General features: G+C 43.6%; 13 protein-coding genes. 4 read left to right on the top strand and 9 right to left on the bottom strand.

Annotation, left to right across the window (positions count from 1 at the left end):
* The first annotated feature begins 67 nt into the window (after positions 1–67).
* Positions 68–2,026: a bifunctional 2',3'-cyclic-nucleotide 2'-phosphodiesterase/3'-nucleotidase gene (locus DKT75_RS09635; protein WP_109823217.1), complete on the top strand. Its 1,959-nt coding sequence runs from the start codon at positions 68–70 to the stop codon at positions 2,024–2,026.
* Between the two features lie 108 nt (positions 2,027–2,134).
* Positions 2,135–4,048 (top strand): PhoX family protein, encoded by a 1,914-nt coding sequence (locus DKT75_RS09630; RefSeq protein ID WP_109823216.1) that lies wholly within the window; start codon positions 2,135–2,137, stop codon positions 4,046–4,048.
* A gap of 53 nt (positions 4,049–4,101) precedes the next feature.
* On the opposite strand, the gene DKT75_RS09625 is transcribed toward DKT75_RS09630, so the two are convergent.
* The 4 genes from DKT75_RS09625 to bamJ form a co-directional block, all read right to left on the bottom strand.
* Positions 4,102–6,174: a toll/interleukin-1 receptor domain-containing protein gene (locus DKT75_RS09625; protein ID WP_109823215.1), complete on the bottom strand. Its 2,073-nt coding sequence runs from the start codon at positions 6,172–6,174 to the stop codon at positions 4,102–4,104.
* A 458-nt stretch (positions 6,175–6,632) separates the two neighbouring features.
* Complete coding sequence (locus tag DKT75_RS09620; protein ID WP_109823214.1) at positions 6,633–7,427, bottom strand: sulfotransferase family 2 domain-containing protein; 795 nt, start codon at positions 7,425–7,427, stop codon at positions 6,633–6,635.
* A gap of 227 nt (positions 7,428–7,654) precedes the next feature.
* Positions 7,655–8,593 (bottom strand): hypothetical protein, encoded by a 939-nt coding sequence (locus tag DKT75_RS09615; RefSeq protein ID WP_109823213.1) that lies wholly within the window; start codon positions 8,591–8,593, stop codon positions 7,655–7,657.
* Positions 8,594–8,813: 220 nt separating this feature from the next.
* Positions 8,814–9,500, bottom strand: a complete 687-nt coding sequence (gene bamJ, locus DKT75_RS09610; protein WP_281271413.1) for a BamJ family beta-barrel-assembly machinery protein — start codon at positions 9,498–9,500, stop codon at positions 8,814–8,816.
* Between the two features lie 235 nt (positions 9,501–9,735).
* On the opposite strand from bamJ, the gene DKT75_RS09605 reads away from it, so the two are divergent.
* Complete coding sequence (locus DKT75_RS09605) at positions 9,736–11,298, top strand: exonuclease domain-containing protein (RefSeq protein WP_109823212.1); 1,563 nt, start codon at positions 9,736–9,738, stop codon at positions 11,296–11,298.
* Positions 11,299–11,440: 142 nt separating this feature from the next.
* Positions 11,441–12,493, top strand: coding sequence for an aldo/keto reductase (locus DKT75_RS09600; RefSeq protein ID WP_109823211.1), 1,053 nt, complete (start codon positions 11,441–11,443; stop codon positions 12,491–12,493).
* 125 nt (positions 12,494–12,618) lie between these two features.
* Here the strand turns inward: DKT75_RS09600 and DKT75_RS09595 are convergent, their stop codons facing one another.
* From DKT75_RS09595 to DKT75_RS09575, 5 genes are all read right to left on the bottom strand, one after another.
* A complete protein-coding gene (locus tag DKT75_RS09595) occupies positions 12,619–13,596 on the bottom strand; it encodes a hypothetical protein (protein ID WP_109823210.1) in 978 nt (325 codons plus the stop codon).
* Positions 13,597–13,670: 74 nt separating this feature from the next.
* On the bottom strand, positions 13,671–14,801 hold the full coding sequence (locus DKT75_RS09590) for a DUF3080 family protein (protein ID WP_158278828.1): 1,131 nt from the start codon (positions 14,799–14,801) through the stop codon (positions 13,671–13,673).
* Between the two features lie 117 nt (positions 14,802–14,918).
* Entirely contained in the window at positions 14,919–15,338 is a 420-nt protein-coding gene (locus tag DKT75_RS09585) for a hypothetical protein (protein ID WP_109823208.1), read from the bottom strand.
* Positions 15,339–15,410: 72 nt separating this feature from the next.
* Positions 15,411–15,995 (bottom strand): thymidine kinase, encoded by a 585-nt coding sequence (locus tag DKT75_RS09580; protein WP_109823207.1) that lies wholly within the window; start codon positions 15,993–15,995, stop codon positions 15,411–15,413.
* Positions 15,996–16,087: 92 nt separating this feature from the next.
* Entirely contained in the window at positions 16,088–16,789 is a 702-nt protein-coding gene (locus tag DKT75_RS09575; protein WP_109823206.1) for a hypothetical protein, read from the bottom strand.

Here is a 16,789-nt window from a genome sequence, read left to right as displayed (position 1 = left end):
GGCTTTGTCATTTAGGCAACTTACACTTGAACAATAACCAATAAATAGGACTGTGAACGTGAATAGAATGATTAAACCACTAAGTGCTGCCATCGCAGCCGCTCTACTGTTTTCTACAGATATTGCCTTAGCGGAAGGGACTGACTCTCCTACGCTAAAGCTGCGTTTGATGGAGACTACTGATATCCACATGAATCTGTTGAATTACAACTACTTCACAGGGAAAGTGTCAGAGAAAATAGGCTTGTCAAAAGCTGCGACACTGATCAAACAAGCGCGTGCAGAAGCAACCAACAGCTTACTCGTGGATAATGGTGACTTGCTGCAAGGTAGCCCGATGGGTGACTACATGGCGCGTCAAGGTATCGAAAACGGTCGAGTTCACCCTGCATTTAAAGCGATGAATACGTTGGACTATGTGGTGGGTAATATTGGTAATCATGAGTTTAACTTTGGATTAGATTTCCTGCATAAGTCAGTAGCAGGCGCTAATTTTCCTTATATCAGTGCTAACGTGTTTATTGATGATGGTGATGACAACCCCGCGAATGATAAGCCTGCGTATCGACCTTACCTGATTACTGATCAGCTGTTAAAAGATGAGAGTGGTAAAGAGCATCGCTTAAAAGTTGGCTTTATTGGTTTTGTGCCACCACAGATCATGAACTGGGACAAAGAGAACCTTGAAGGCAAAGTCATCACTAAAGACATGGTCGAAATGGCCAAGCTTTGGGTGCCGATCATGAAGAAGCAGGGCGCAGACATTGTGGTTGCGATTCCTCACTCCGGATTAGACATCTCTGATGCGAAAGCAATGCAAGAGAACGCAACGTATCACTTATCTAAAGTAGCGGGCATTGACGCTATTATGTTTGGTCACGCACACAACATATTCCCTGGCGGCAAGGCTTATAACGGCTTTGAAGCGCAAGGCATTGATAATGTAAAAGGCAGCATTAATGGTATCCCTGCCGTGATGCCGGGCTTTTGGGCTAACCACATAGGTTTGATTGACCTTGAGCTGGCTCAAGAGGACGGTAAATGGGCAGTTAAAGGCTTTAGCAGTGAGTTACGATCAGTCGCAGAAACAACATCTGACAAGGCGTTGGAAGCAACGGTTGCTGAAGAACATGCCGCGACGGATAAGTGGGTAAGCGAGCCGTTTGCGAAAATAGCTGCACCTGTTAATAGTTTCTTTGCGCTAGCGCAGGACGACCCATCTATTCAGATCGTGAGTGATGCTCAGATTTGGTACGGCAAGAAATTGATTGCTGGTACAGAGTATGACGGACTGCCCGTATTATCTGCGGCGGCACCTTTCCGTGCCGGTCGCCAAGGCTCGGCTGACTTCACTAATGTTGCTGCGGGTGATATTGCCTATCGTAACGTTGCTGACTTATACATCTACCCAAACACACTACAAATCTTGAAGCTTACAGGCGCACAAGTACGTGAATGGCTAGAGATGTCAGCAGGCCAGTTTAACCAAATTGATGCGACAAGTACTGACGTCCAACCATTGATTAATACCGAGTTTCCAAGTTACAACTTCGACGTGATTGATGGAGTGACTTATAAAATCGACGTAACGCAACCGGCTAAGTATATTAAAGATGGCTCGGTTGCTAACGAGACTGCAAGCCGTATCGTTGAGTTGCAGTACGAAGGAAAAGCGATTGATGACGCGCAAGAGTTCTTGGTTGTGTCTAACAACTATCGTGCTTCAGGTGGCGGTAACTTCCCAAATGTTGGGGCAGAGACAACCGCTATAAAAGCACCGAATGAGAACCGTCAGGTAGTTGCTGATTACATTACAGAGCAAGCGGCAGCGAACGCGGACGGTTTTGATCCATCAGCTGATAATAACTGGCGCTTCAAGGCGATCAATGATTCTGTCGTTGTTACGCTTCGATCGTCACCCCTTCCAGAAGCGAGTGCGTTTGCTGATACTTTGCCGCAGCTTGTCGCGACTGATGAATTAGATGCGGATGGTTTTGCGGTCTACAAGTTGGACTTGTCTAAATAAGGTACTGGTTAAACATGACACGAAAGTCGTCATGATTTTTGTGTCATGTAACTTTGCTGTCACAATTCACCGTTAGTCTTTGTCTCATAAATAATCTGGAGCAAGGCAATGAGTGATTTTAACGATTTTGATGATCAGAACTACCCACGTGAAGACAAGTCTCAGTTTAATGAGCTAATCGACCGTGCTATTTCTCGTCGTGGTTTCCTCGGCCTAGGGGCTGCATTTGGTGTGACTGCATTTGTTGCAGCGTCTGGCTTTCCACAGACGGCTCAAGCAAAAGCGATGAGCAAAATGATGGGCTTCGATAACATTCCAATGTCTACGTCTGACACGATCACATTACCAGAAGGTTATAGCTGGAATGTGTTGGCGTCATGGGGTGATCCACTGTTTTCAAAAGGTGTTCCTTTTGACCAAAAAACACGCGGCACGGGCGCAAGTCAGGAACTAGCGTTCGGTGATAACAATGATGGTATGTCGTTGTTCCAAACATCTGAGACTCATGGTGTATTCGTTGTCAATAACGAGTATGTAAACCGCGACATTATCTCACCGACAGGTATTAACACTGCGGATGACGTACGTAAAGGTAAAGCCGGTCACGGTCTTAGCGTATTTGAAGCAAAGCTTATTGATGGCAAATGGACACTTCAGGTTGATGCTAAATTAAACCGTCGTATTACTGCTGACTCGCCAATGGAAATCACTGGTCCAGCGGCTGGAAATGACTTACTAAAAACGGCTGCTGACGAGACAGGTACTCAGTCACTGGGTACTTGGAATAACTGCGGAAACGGCCGTACACCTTGGGGCACATACCTAGCGTGTGAAGAGAACTTCAACGGTTACTTCGCGTCAACGGATGAAGCGTTTGACGGTGGTGATCATAAAAAACGTTACGGCGTTGGTAACAAAGACTGGGGTTACAACTGGTTTAAGTATGATGAGCGTTTTGACATCAGCAAGAACCCGAACGAGCCAAACCGTGCAGGTTACATTGTTGAGCTTGACCCAATGGACCCAACATCTACCCCTAAAAAACGTACTGCGCTAGGTCGTTTCAAGCATGAGAATGCTGAGCTAGTAATCGCTAAAGACGGCCACGTTGTGGTCTATTTGGGTGATGATGAGCGTGGTGAGTTTTTGTATCGTTACGTGTCTAACGACAAGTACGTTGAAGGCGATAAGGTTAACAATGACAAGCTACTCAACGAAGGTACGTTATACGTTGCTAAGTTTGGCGAAGCTGACGATAAGCTTGCGGGTAAAGGCGAGTGGATTGAGCTAACTCACGGCAAAAACGGTCTTACAAAAGAAGCTGGCTTTGCGTCTCAAGCAGAGGTTCTAATCTTTGCGCGCATGGCGGGTAGTGTAGTCGGTGCAACGACTATGGATCGCCCTGAGTGGGTTGCGGCTAATCCAACAAAGGTTGAGGCGTATTGCGCGCTAACTAACAATAAAAACCGTGCGATCAAACCTAATGCGGGTGGTGATGAAACGCCAGTTGCTGGTCCAAACCCACGCAAGGGTAACTTATACGGCCAAATTGTTCGTTGGACTCCGGCTGATGAAGACCATGCCGCTGACACGTTTGACTGGGATTTGTTTGTACTAGCGGGTAATCCAGCTGTACATCAGGACATTCGTAAAGGTTCTGCAAACGTAACGCCTGACAATATGTTCAACTCGCCAGACGGCATCATCTTCGACAAAGCAGGTCGTCTATGGATCCAGACTGATGGTAACTACAGCAGTAAGGAAAACTTTGCAGGTCAAGGTAACAACCAGATGTTGTGTGCTGACCCAGCTACAGGTGAGATTCGCCGCTTCATGGTAGGCCCGATTGCTTGTGAAGTGACTGGTGCAACTTGGTCTGAAGATGGTAAGACGATGTTTGTTGGTATTCAGCATCCGGGTGAGAAGGCTAAGCCGTCGCATTTCCCTGGTGGTGGTGACTCAGTGCCACGCTCTTCGGTGATTGCGATTACTAAAGATGATGGTGGTTTGATTGGTGCTTGATTAGCTTAGTGCTAATTAGGTGTTGAAGAGGGGGCTGCTTTTTGCAGCCCCCTTTATTTGATGGCTAGTTTGGCTTGGAGAAACTTAAGGGTTTGATTGCTGTGCATCAAATGAGGGTGTGTGACAGGAAGCTTTTTCCCCAAAATAGTGATTGCACGTTTAATGTAGACAAGTGATAGCTCCAGCTTGCCCTGTTTATCATAAAGTAAGGCTAAGTTGTTTAAAGTCACAGCGAGAGAAGGGTGTTCTTTTCCTAGAGACTTTTCCTTGGTCTGAAGGCAGCGTTGAAAGAGCTGTTCCGATTTTTCATATTTGCCTTGGTTTTGATACAGCCAAGCAAGATTGTTTAGAGTGACTGTGACATAGTGGTGCTCTTTACCAAGAGAGCTCTCATAGATTTTAAGGGAGCGTTGAAATAGTGACTCTGCCTTAATGTACTTGCCTTGATTATGATATAAGCCAGCAAGACCATTTAGGGTTTTTGTTATCTCCAGATGATCTTTGTTGAAATACTTCTCACTTATCTTTAGAGAGCGCTTAAAGAGGGACTCTGCTTTTTCATACTTATCTTGCTCACAATATAACTGAGCGAGATTACTTAAAGCTACTGCGATATCTGGGTGTTCCTTACCAAATGACTTTTCAAAGACTTTGAGGCTGTGTTGAAAGAGTGGTTGCGCTTTCTCATAATAACCTTGATCTTTGTGAAGCAAAGCAAGGTTATTTAAAGTTCTTGCGAAGTCTGTGTTTTCTTTTCCAATCGACTTTTCTGTGATATCAAGTGCGCGTTGAAAGGTTGGTTCTGCTTTTAGGTACTCGCCTTGTGTCTGATATAACCCAGCTAGGTTATTCAAAGTAGTAGCCACTTCCGGGTGATTCTTTCCCATCGAGCTCTCTTTTATAAAGATTGAGCGCTTATATAAAGTCTCTGCTTTTTTATATTCGCCCATATCTTCATAAACCCAAGCTAAATCATGTTGAGCATATGCAATATCTATTGTTTTACCGCCAGCTTGCTCTCGTAATTTCAGTAGAATCTCAAGCCATTTTCGTGATGTGGAGTAGTCACCTAGTGTGCGTGCCATCGTTCCCGCAGCTGAAAGATAGTCTGGATTGCTATCCTCAAGCGTAACCGCGATGCTATATTGCTTCATTGCATTATCGTAGTTGATGTCATTTTCTTCCAGTCTACCGCTTTCATAGGCTGCCAATGCCATTGAGGGGCTGCCTTTTTCGACGATATCATTAAATGCTTCTTTGGCTGCTCCTGTATCATTCTTTGCCAATAGAGCTTGTGCTTTTTTTACTTGCGCGACAGGTAGTTCGTTTTTGAGTATTTCCAGTGCTTGATCAGCTTCTTGAAGGAGTTTCTGAGATTCCTCATAGCTACTTTGTAGGTTGAGGAGGTTGTCAGAGACCGCATCTAATTGAGCTTTTAGACGTTTTAGTTCTGTCGGGCTTCCCGTGTTGTTACGAAACTCTTCACGCAAGCGTTTTTCTTGTCGTAGTAACCCTGCTTCATACTCTTCTAGGGAAATCCCTTGGTTATTGTTGACGGTGATGTTGGCACTGTCGTTAGCAACAATGGGTTGAGCGTTGTCATTCGCATTTATATTAGAGGTACTAGAAACGTTATGTGATGGCGTGATTGGTGTATACACTGCTGCTGCTGTGCTTGAGGGAGTTGATGGTTGAGTCTCGACTAGACGATTACCGAGTGCTGCCAGTGCTTCATCAATCTGGTGTTCCGTCAAACCTGATAGCGGCTTATTGTCTTTTGGGTATCCCTGAATTTTTGATAGCCAAGTAACTTGTTGCCAGCTACAGGGTGTCAGCATTACAGGTATTACTTTTAAGCCATCTTGCTCGCTACGTTGTAATAACTCAGGGATTTCTTTGTTGCGGATAAAGTCAGAGTTTAAGAAGTGGCGACTTACCAACAACAGTGCAATCGTAGCTTTTTCGAGCGACTGTTCAATATTGTTTAGCCAGTCACCACCGAGTGCGATTTGTCTATCATCCCAAATAGTGAGCTTGTCGTTTTTTTCAAGCACAGTTAGGTGGCTCTGGATACGGTCTTTCCATTTTTCATCTTGGTGGCTATAACTAATAAAAATCGAATCCATTGGTGATAAGTACTCAAACTTTGTGAATTATGTGGCTTTATCAAGCAAGAGATTAGTGGACGGTTATTCACTATGCAAGATTTTAAGGTTTACTTTTAAGTAGGTGTAACAGCGTCAGTTTTTATAAACTGTGTTTTTCATAAATTGACAAACTTTTCCCCAATGCTAGTCTGGCCTTATTAAACAGGGAGTTATGCCAAGGCGACTATAAATATTTCATTGTCCGGTAGCTTAAAAAATTTGTAAAAGAGCAGGCGAGTCACTCTGACTACAACAACCCAAGTGATTATATTAGTGCATTGATCCGCGCTGATAAGCAGAGAGCTGTTGAGGAAAAGCTTGAGCATGCGTTGCTGAAGGCTTAAGTTCTGGCCCTTCTGTTGCTGTAGGTAATGAGTTTTGGGAGCGCCTAAATCAACGAGCGAGTGTTACTACTGAATGACGAACCTTCATATCCCTTAAAACAATAAATCACTCTTTCCAAATTTCTCTACGTACAACTCTAGGTCTTTCTCATAAAGTTCTTTCACAACTTCTATCAACTCTTTGTCATATAGCGACTCATGAGAAGGGCATTGCCCACTACGTTTCATCAGGGCTATATCAAAAGCAGCAATATCTGCATAGGACTGATCATTCAGTGAATCATAATGCCCCGTTCCGTGACTCGTTAGAGAGCGTGCATCTACTACATCAAAGTTGATTGTTTGTTTTAGTGTTTTAATCGCTTTGGGTAGCTGCTCAAGTGAGAAGTAATCTGAGTATTGCTGATAAATCAAAAATGCACTTTGCTCTCGCCAATGAATATTTTCTTCTATAATATCAGCGTCTTGAAGAGAAAATACAAACTCACGAAAGGTTAAGTCATCCAGCTTTACCTTGTAATCTAAAAGGCTGCGGTACTGCCAAGCATCAGGCTCTTTGGCAACAAATTTGTCTAAAAATACAGACGCTAAACGTCGGAACGGACAGCGTAAAATAACAAAGGTGTAGTCTGTCTTTATAGCCTCGCCGAGTGTTGCGTTAAAGGTGTGATTATTAGCGTGAATCCAGTGTCTATGATCAGTGTCTTCAACAAAACCATTGTAGATTGCTACGCTGAGGCGAAGTGTTGAGCAGGCGTTTTTGGGGATGAATGAATACAAAGCATTTTTTGAGTGCAGCATCATGCTGTGACTCAGTGCAAACTGGTGTGCTTTGTTTTTCTCAAGTCCAACGAGTGTTGACGATGCGCCATACTTAAACTTGTTCATGGTAGAGGTGCTCCTGATAATGACTCCTACTTAAATGCTAAGTAGGCATCGACGTATAAGGCTTCTTCGATAGGAGAGGCTTCAATTGTTTTAAAGCCAGCTTTGGATAGCATATCAAATAGTTCTTCTGAGTCTATCGGATAGGCACAATGCTGAGTGGTTATTTTAGTGCCATCAGTTGCTGTTTGTAATAGTGTCTCGGCTTCCCAAAGTATGACATGGGTGGATTAATCGCTATACCCACGCATAGCGCGCTTAAGCTGATCATATTCTTTGTACTTCCAAAGTCTCATTTGCTGGTACTCTGACTTCCCCCACAACTCATCGTCTTTCAAAATATTACAGGCCTGCTGCTGAAAGTTTTTATTCTTAGTCTCGTCCGAAATGAAGTCACTGCCGCCAAAACAGCAAGTTTCATAAAGGTGAGTCGTATCAGGGTAAATGCTCGAATGTTCATGCCCCAGCCAATGAATCATTTCATGAAACATCAAACCATCGCGCTTTTTATAACGATGCATTCCTGCAAGTTTCAACGGCTTTCCCGTATTAATGACATTTATCTGTTCATCATCCAAGTTGTAAAAGTCGCGATAAGTCGCCTCGTCATGTTTATTAGAAATAGCGCCGCTCAAACGAAAGGTATCCACAAGAATACCGGGGTAGGGCAAACCAGCGGTGAGTTTGTCTTGCGGGTGTGGTTTTCGGTGAGGGTTTACAGGTGTATTCGCGATAGCGTAGGCAAAAATCTCGTCTTCAACACAGCGTACCGTTTTAGTTTTATCACTCTCTAGCACTTTCATGAGCTTTAGTGCTTGGTACTCGTGGTAAGGGTGTAGTTGGCCCGCTGGACTTTTACCCGCTAAACAAGAGAGGCCTTTTTCTAAGCCTTGTTTTATGTCGTTGGTCAGTACTTTATGGCTGGTCTGTGCACTACCAGTATTGTGATACGGGTAGTTCTGACAACCTTGATATTGGATGTTGGCGCTAGGGATAGACGCTTGTTTGTGGGTAGATGAGGCAAGAATAGGCTGACTGAGTTTGGTAAGAAATGTGGTGAGACGTTGTTCGAAGCTTGGCGCGCTGGCAGCGCTTACGGAAGGTGCCGAAGCAATAAGGAGACTACTGAGTAATAGCAATACGCCATTTTTCTGTTTTAATCCATACACTTGATAACTCCGCCAGTGGCTCGTAAGGCCGCTGATTATACAAAACGTCATTGCTTTGCATAGCTAACATATATACAAAAACTATACGCTTAGTCAAGGTGATAGAGATAAATGGTTTGTTTTGAAAGGTGCTTATTGGCGTGTTGTAGTCTTAGCTGAGGAGCGATTAGAGCCAACTACAACTAAAGTAGCTGGCTCTAAAATCTATATGTCTTATCGCTTACTTAACAATCTCAATCAACTCAACATCAAACAACAATGTCGTATCAGGCCCAATTTTCGCACCACTACCACGCTTGCCATAAGCAAGCTCAGAAGGAATAGCCAACTGGAACTTATCACCTTCATTCATTAGCTGAAGTGCTTCGATCCAACCTTTAATAACACCCGTCACAGGGAATGTCGCTGGCTGGCCACGCTTGTAAGAGCTATCAAACTCAGTCCCGTCAATAAGCGTACCTTTGTAGTGTACTTTTACTTTATCCGTCGACTTTGGCTTGTTGCCTTTTCCTTCAGTGATCTGCTTGTACTGAAGGCCACTTTTAGTGACAACAACACCGTCTTTCTTAGCATTTTCTTCAAGGTAAGCCTTGCCCGCTTTCACGTTTTTAGCTGACTGTTCAGCCGCTTTTTTAGCCTGCTTTTCAGTACTTACTTTACGAATCTCAGCAATCGTTTTTTGCTTATCAGCATCTGACAGTGACTGTTTTTTATCATTCATCACTTCTTCAATCGCTAGTTGAAACGCTTCGTTGTCAAATTTGATGTCATCACGCTTAAACTGCGCCGCAACATTTGAACCCATGATGTAGCTTAGACGTTGGTCAAGCGACTCAAGAGGAGCTGCCATAGCCGTTGAAAATACGGCTGATATTGCTAGTGCAGAAGCTAATGGAACTAATTTCATGTATTTATCCTAAGTTTACTTTTAATTATTAAATCATGATCGCAGTGACTAATGAGACACTACGTTTACCAATTTGTATCAACCATTATATATGAAAATTGTACATTTCAGATATTGCCATCTTGTTAGATTTTCAATCAACTCATTAACAGCGTAGGTTTAAACAGGTTTCTATAAATCATATAAAAAATAGTCCACAATAAATAATACTTGAGCCAAAGGGCAACGCTTATTCATGACTGAACAACTCGACTTACTTCAACCTAAAGATCAACCACCACGCACAACAGTATCTGACGGTTTTCCCGAGCAGATGGTGTTGTTAGATCTTGAAACAACCGGTGGTAAAGTTACCTTTCACCGTATTATTGAAGTGGGCCTGTTGATCGTAGAGCAGGGCAAAATTGTAGAACGATGGAATACACTCGTTGACCCTGAGGTGCCATTACCACAATTTATCCAGACCCTAACGGGCATTAACCCTAAAAATATAAAGGATGCACCGCTGTTTTCAGCCATCGCAGATGAGTTGCATGAGAAGCTGAAAGGCCGCGTGTTAGTTGCCCACAACGCACGGTTTGATTATGGCTTTTTGAAGAACGAGTTTAATCGCGTAGGTATTAAATACAGCACTAAACCCCTGTGTTCGGTCAAGGTGAGTCGCAAGCTGTTCCCACAGTTTAAGCGACACAGTCTCAGTGAAATTATCAAGCGATTTGAGTTTAACGTCGAGAGTCGTCATCGCGCGATGGACGATGCAGAGGTGATTTGGAAGCTGTTTTTGAAAGCGAGTCAGCTTTACGACGACCAAGAAATCGATGCTGTTTGCATCGGGTTACTCAAACGTCCTGCGTTACCCATGCACTTAGATGCGGCTGAAATAGATAAACTGCCGCGTACCCCCGGCGTGTATTATTTTTATGATACTCAAGGCAATATCCTTTACGTGGGTAAGTCGGTGACGCTTCGTGACCGAGTGATGAGTCACTTCAACTCCGATCATAGCAACCCTAAAGACTTACAAATGAGCGGCAAAATAGCGCACATTGATTTTAAAACGACCCCTAGTGACTTGGGTGCTCAGCTATTGGAAAGTCGTGAAATTAAGGCGTTAAACCCTTACTTCAATCGACGCTTAAAGAAAGTCACACAGCTCTATCAATTCCAAAAGGTGCGTGATGAGTTGGGCTACGACTGTATACGCATTGTGACCGTGAAAGACACATCGGGTAATGCACAATTATCAGGCCAGTTTGGGCTGTTTCGAACGCGTAACCAGGCAACCGAGCGACTGGAAAAGCTGGCGCAATACTATTTCCTTTGTCAGAAGCTTTGCGCACTACAAACAAGTGAAAAGCCTGCCATGCGCACCGCGTGTTTTGGTTATCAGTTAAAACGTTGCTTCGGCCCTTGCTGTCAAAAAGAAGCATCAGACGCTTATAATGAGCGGGTGGGTATTGCGTTGAAAGAACTGCGTTACCGTGTCTGGCCATGGCCTAGCGCTGTTTTATTGGAAGAGCGCGGTGAAGGTGAAGACAACTCAGCATGGCATTTATTGAATGAATGGCGTTATATTCGTGCGGTGAGTAGCCAAGAAGAGTTGTATGAATTGGGCTTTACTTTTGCAGAGGCCCAAACGTGTGACTTGAGTAAAGATGCGGAGAGTTCACCCGATGAAAACGTCGACTTTGACCTTGATACTTACCTTATTTTGGTGCGATTTTTACTGAACCCAGAGCTGATGAAAACCAATAATTTAAAGGTGAGGGTATTACAGACCGTTGAATATTTTGAGTAGAATACATAAAACAAGCAATCTAAGCGTCATTTAAAGCGTTGTGCCTAGTGGCTTGAATGTCAGTTACGACTGATAGCTTTTCTTACATTGGAGTTAGCCTAGTGCTACTCTGAATTTTTCTGAACAAGGATAGGACGACCCAATGAAATACAGCAAATTAGGCTCGAGTGGCCTATCTGTTTCTCGCGTGTGTTTAGGTACCATGACATGGGGTGTACAAAACACCCAAGAAGACGCAAATGAGCAAATCGAATACGCGTTATCTCGTGGTGTAAATTTCATGGATACGGCTGAAATGTACGCGGTTCCACCTAGCCCAGAGACTTACGGAAAAACAGAAACCATCATTGGTAATTGGTTGGGCGCTAACCCAAGTCGACGTGGTGAAGTGATCCTTGCAACTAAAATTGCAGGTGTGGGTTTACCGTGGATTCGTGATGGTGGCGAGATTACGGGCGAAGCAATTATCAAGGCTATCGATGATTCTTTGGCGCGTTTACAAACCAATTATATTGACCTTTACCAGCTGCATTGGCCAAACCGTGAGTCGCCACATTTCTCGAAGCATCACCCAAACATGGTTAACTTTACCAGTGTCGATACTGCTGCTCATTCAGCACAGATGTTGGAGATTTTGCAGGCGCTGGATGCTAGCGTGAAAGCAGGAAAGATCCGTCACTTTGGTTTATCAGATGATTCACCGTGGGGCATTAACGAATATATTCGTTTGAGCGAAGAGCACAATTTGACACGAGTCACCTCTATTCAAAACGAGTTTAGCCTGCTTCACACAAAGGATTGGCCGTACCTGATTGAGAATTGTGTTCACGCTGACGTTGCTTACTTGCCTTGGTCGGCATTGGCGGCAGGTGCATTGAGCGGCAAATACATTGATGGCTCTCGCCCTGAAGGTAGTCGTTGGACGATGGAGCAGCGTAACTGGTTGTTCCGTGATAATGACGTCACGAATGACGCGGTGAAAGAGTACAAAGCGCTTGCTGAAAAAAATGGCATAACAACGGCTCAGCTAGCATTGGCTTGGTGTGATCAGGTTGATGGTGTGACATCGACGATTATTGGTGCAACGACTATGGCGCAGTTGAAAGAAGATATTGATGCATTTGATCTTGAGTTAAGCGATGAGTTGAAGGCTGATATTGCCGCGATTCACCGTAAATACCCTGTGCCGTTTTAAGTTGTTTAGAATGAAATAACGGGATGCTTGTTTGTTAGAGTGGACTCGTTTATTTGGTACGAAAAAGGGGCTGTAAATACAGCCCCTTTTTTATGCCCTATGTACTAACTCAAGGCAGTTAAGTCTTAATCAAAAAATGAAGACCATGTAGTGCTCGACAGCGTCACGTCATAAGTACTGTTACCGTCAAGATCTAGTGCTACATCGATGTTGTCGTTACCAACTGCTTCAAGTAAAAGTGAAGATACGCCTGTTGTGAATACAACCTCTCCACTTTGTAACACGCTCGACTCTAGTGTCAGTGCAGGCTCAGTAGCCATTTGCATTTCGCCAATGTTAAAGTCGTCAGAAGCATGATCAGCGATGAAGTTGATTGATAATACTGCAGTGCCATTAATTTCATCTTCAGTAGATACGAAACTTAAGTTTTTAAAGTCGTAACTAGACTCTCTCGCATCTGAAGCCGTTACATCATAAGACAAGTTTTCGCTGGTCAAGTGATCTTGAAAAACCTGAGTATCTGCGATGTAGGATGACTCAATAACGATATCACCATTGATTACGTTAGTTGTTCCGTTAGAAGTCGATGTCGTTCTTTCGAGCTCTGTCAGTGACGAGGTTTTTGTCCCATGCCAATCATCGGCCTTCGAACCAAAATCAGCCAGAGTGCCTGACGTCATCGTTGTTTGTACGGCGGATTCACCATGGAAGTGCACATCGTCCTGTACGCAGTTATCATAATCCAAGACAAGCGAAGACGAAGTTGTTGTCGTTGTCCCTACTTCAGTAATGGTTACAGTGCCTCCAGACGTACAGTTATAAGTTGCGGAGTTATCAGTTGAAGAGGCTATTTCAAGTGAGTCAATATCTAACTCATTTCCGAAATATAATAGATCTGATGTGAGTTTTATAGGGTTTGCAATACCATCCGCGATGATCTCATCAGCATTGCTTTGAGTGATTGCGATACCAATAATTTCTTCAACGCCACCACCGTTAAAACTACTCCCGGATGTATCACTGCTGCTACCACCACAACCAGCAAGTGACGCACAAATAACGCTTGATAGGGTTAGGGTCACTAGTTTTTTATTAATTATCATGACTTTTTATGCTCAACGTTTATTAAGCCGTTACTTTGCCATTTATTAGAAAATTAGGCAATTTTGATGAGCAACTAGCGACGATCAGAAGCACCCGGCATCATATTGCATTGCCCTAAAATCTTCTGCCAAGCGTTTGTATGCCGTTTTCGCGCTTGCACCCATTGTCCCCAAAGACTATTTTTAACGCTTACACCCACTACTTGCTGTTGATAGTTTTGCATAGCAGAGGGTGCTGGCAACTGGCTCATCAGATTATCATGCAGCACAAACCAAGGTTTTCCCTGACGTTGAATCACTGCCATATAAGGCTGAACCTTGCCTGCGTAATACTTATGAAATACATTATTTAACGTCTTTGCGTGAGGTGGCTGATGGTCTGGAAAACAGAACGGTTTACGTTTAAGTCGCTCCTCAATTGCTGCTGCGGTACGGTCCAGCGTTTGGGTCATCATGCTCAAACTGCTCAGCAAGTGTGAACCAAATTCACTGCGATGCATCACTTCATAAGGCGCTTCAACCTTATCTAACCAGACGGGTAGGGTAATGGCGTCAAACTTGCTGAGAGTCGCTAGTTCAGCCAGTTGCTCGAAGGCCTGCTGCACATGACCATTATTATCTGCGGTCAATGGTAGCGGTGGTTTGCCGACTTTAAAGTGCTGGTCAATTTCATTTGACCCATAAATACCGTTCCAAACTTCAAGCGATAAATTGTCACGTTTGGTCTGGTAAATCTCCTCAAGTCGAGACTGAAAGGCAAGCTGTGTATCATCGGGATTTTCTATCGCTTTCAGCGTCTCGCGACAGTTTTGTAACGTCTTTATAAAGCGTAATTCATAACGCATCTTTTGGCTGGGCTGCATGACTTTACCCAGTGAGCTGTTGCGCTCTGAAATCAGCTGCAACATGTCGCACTGCCGAAAATCCAACACATCCCACAAGTTCTCACGTAACTCTGTCGTTTGTAACAAGCGCTCGCGTTTAGCGGGGAAAGCAGGGAGTGTGAGTGCAGCTTGAGTCAGTGATAAGTTAATCTCAGTATCCAATACGGTACTCATGCGAGCGGCATAATCTTCCAGCATCGCTTGAGGCGCGGATGCCCGGCAGGCGGCCAGTAACGTTAGAAGGCTCAGTGTTGCTAAGGCGCGTGTCAGTTTTGCACGCTTAGTCAAACGTTTACCATTGAATACGATTCGTAAATTCATTGGTAAAATATAGTCGCATTCAGTTTTTAAGTCGAGAAGGCGGGTATTTTGGCAGTGTTTAGAAAATATAGATGATAAATGTAGTACTGAGGCGGTAAGCATTAACTATATCAGTGTTCAGGCAACCAAACGCAACACGCTGTAGGTAACGATATTCACCACTACCGCTATCGCTAAGTGTTTTTTAAATGAAACCTTCGTCTGTGTTTCGATAGACTGACAGTAACAGTCCGCGTATATCCAATAAATGGCATAGGTTGTCGCAGCCAAAAACACGATTAATCCCATGATGTCGATAGCGTAAACAATAGGGTAAATTTTAGGAGGAGGCTGGCCTTGAAATAAGCCAATAGTCCAGCGCCATAGCCAGTGATTGGTTGTCGCATCGATGTATTTTAAGTGTTCTAACAGTAGCTGCCAGAGATGACCAACCCACAAGAAAAAACCGACGCCATAGAGTGCAGCGTACTTTCTAAGGCGACGCAGGAGAAGGTTGCCTTGTTGTATTTTCTGGAGCTGTTGGTATTTTAAATCCATAGCTGATTCTACCGCGTGGTGGTTCTAGTGTAGAGAGGTCATCATGAGCATAAATAATCCCTACTCAGTTTGTTAAGCGGTTTTTAAATAAGCGTCTTTAAAGTGCCTGCGACACAGCGATACATAGCGATCATTCCCGCCAATCTCAACCTGAGTACCATCTTTCACGGCTTCACCATGTTCATCGACACGCACCACCATATTGGCCTTGCTGCCACAGTGACAAATCGTCTTCAACTCTTCCAGCACATCTGCCCACGCAAGTAACCACTGGCTACCCGTAAATAACTGCCCCTGAAAGTCAGTACGAATGCCGTAACACAGCACCGGAATATTCAACGAGTCACAGACGTCACTCAACTGCCAAACCTGCTCTTGAGTCAAAAACTGCGCCTCATCAACCAATACACAATTAATAGGCGTGGTGAAATGGTAGTCGGTAACCACTTCAAACAAGTTATCTTCAGCATGAAATAACTCCGCTTCTTGCGATAAACCGATGCGAGAGGTGACTTTGCCTTTACCAAAACGATCATCAAATGCGGCGGTCAGTAACAGCGTGTCCATGCCGCGCTCACGGTAGTTAAAACTCGACTGAAGGAGGGTGGTGGACTTTCCAGCATTCATTGTGGAGTAGTAAAAGTAGAGTTTAGCCATGGTAAAGAATCCGCCAGAGAATAGGAAAATGGGCGGATGCAGTGTGCCTATTTTTAGCGGTGATTGCTAGTATTTGGGGTACGAAGAAAAAGTTAGATGTGAGGTAAGTCTAACTTTTCTCTCATAGAGTTTACTGCAGAAATAAACCTACCAAATGAGTCTATATGACCATGTTCTTTAAACCTTAAAATCAAAGAGTTTAGGTAGGGCTCATTCATGACACCTACACAATTATTCTTTGCGTATCTAATTCTTTTAGCAACTGTTGCTTTTTTTAAATAGACTGCATGAAATTGAGCATGAGTGAAACTATCATTAAAATTTCCCATTAACTCAGGGTCGTGTGAGCTGGTATCGTAGTAATTAATATAATGAGAAAGAGGAGGTTGGGTGCTTTGCCTAGGTATTATCCTTTGATTACCCAGAAGCATAGATTCAAAACATCTATTTTGGACTATTGGAATAACACGTGTCCTATCTGGTAATAAATAATCACTTATCGTTGATAATATTTCATTCTCCCTAGTAGTAGTATTTGATTCATCACAATCAATTACTACAAAAAAATAATCAATGTCGCCAATATCTTGAATATCTTTAACTGAGTTTTCAATTCGTTGTAAAACTTGTGGATATCCCTCTCCTGAAATGAAGAAAAATCCTGAGTCACAATTCTTGAAATTTTCATATGTATCAGAGGTGTATTGATCAATATTGGGTAAAAGAACCGAAAGCCAGTATGGATATACTTGAGGTTCTGAGCTTGAGCCTTCAAATAAAAAGTATGATTTCAC

It is taken from the genome of Leucothrix arctica (assembly GCF_003172895.1).
Taxonomy (GTDB): Bacteria; Pseudomonadota; Gammaproteobacteria; order Thiotrichales; family Thiotrichaceae; genus Leucothrix; species Leucothrix arctica.
This window is presented reverse-complemented; position numbering and strand designations above follow the sequence as displayed.

What these genes read in the sequence shown, in the direction of transcription:
- DKT75_RS09635 (WP_109823217.1), top strand. Translation starts at nt 68, where the DNA reads ATGATTAAACCACTAAGTGCTGCCATCGCAGCCGCTCTACTGTTTTCT.
- DKT75_RS09630 (WP_109823216.1), top strand. Translation starts at nt 2,135, where the DNA reads ATGAGTGATTTTAACGATTTTGATGATCAGAACTACCCACGTGAAGAC.
- DKT75_RS09625 (WP_109823215.1), bottom strand. Translation starts at nt 6,174, where the DNA reads ATGGATTCGATTTTTATTAGTTATAGCCACCAAGATGAAAAATGGAAA.
- DKT75_RS09620 (WP_109823214.1), bottom strand. Translation starts at nt 7,427, where the DNA reads ATGAACAAGTTTAAGTATGGCGCATCGTCAACACTCGTTGGACTTGAG.
- bamJ (WP_281271413.1), bottom strand. Translation starts at nt 9,500, where the DNA reads ATGAAATTAGTTCCATTAGCTTCTGCACTAGCAATATCAGCCGTATTT.
- DKT75_RS09605 (WP_109823212.1), top strand. Translation starts at nt 9,736, where the DNA reads ATGACTGAACAACTCGACTTACTTCAACCTAAAGATCAACCACCACGC.
- DKT75_RS09600 (WP_109823211.1), top strand. Translation starts at nt 11,441, where the DNA reads ATGAAATACAGCAAATTAGGCTCGAGTGGCCTATCTGTTTCTCGCGTG.
- DKT75_RS09595 (WP_109823210.1), bottom strand. Translation starts at nt 13,596, where the DNA reads ATGATAATTAATAAAAAACTAGTGACCCTAACCCTATCAAGCGTTATT.
- DKT75_RS09590 (WP_158278828.1), bottom strand. Translation starts at nt 14,801, where the DNA reads ATGAATTTACGAATCGTATTCAATGGTAAACGTTTGACTAAGCGTGCA.
- DKT75_RS09585 (WP_109823208.1), bottom strand. Translation starts at nt 15,338, where the DNA reads ATGGATTTAAAATACCAACAGCTCCAGAAAATACAACAAGGCAACCTT.
- DKT75_RS09580 (WP_109823207.1), bottom strand. Translation starts at nt 15,995, where the DNA reads ATGGCTAAACTCTACTTTTACTACTCCACAATGAATGCTGGAAAGTCC.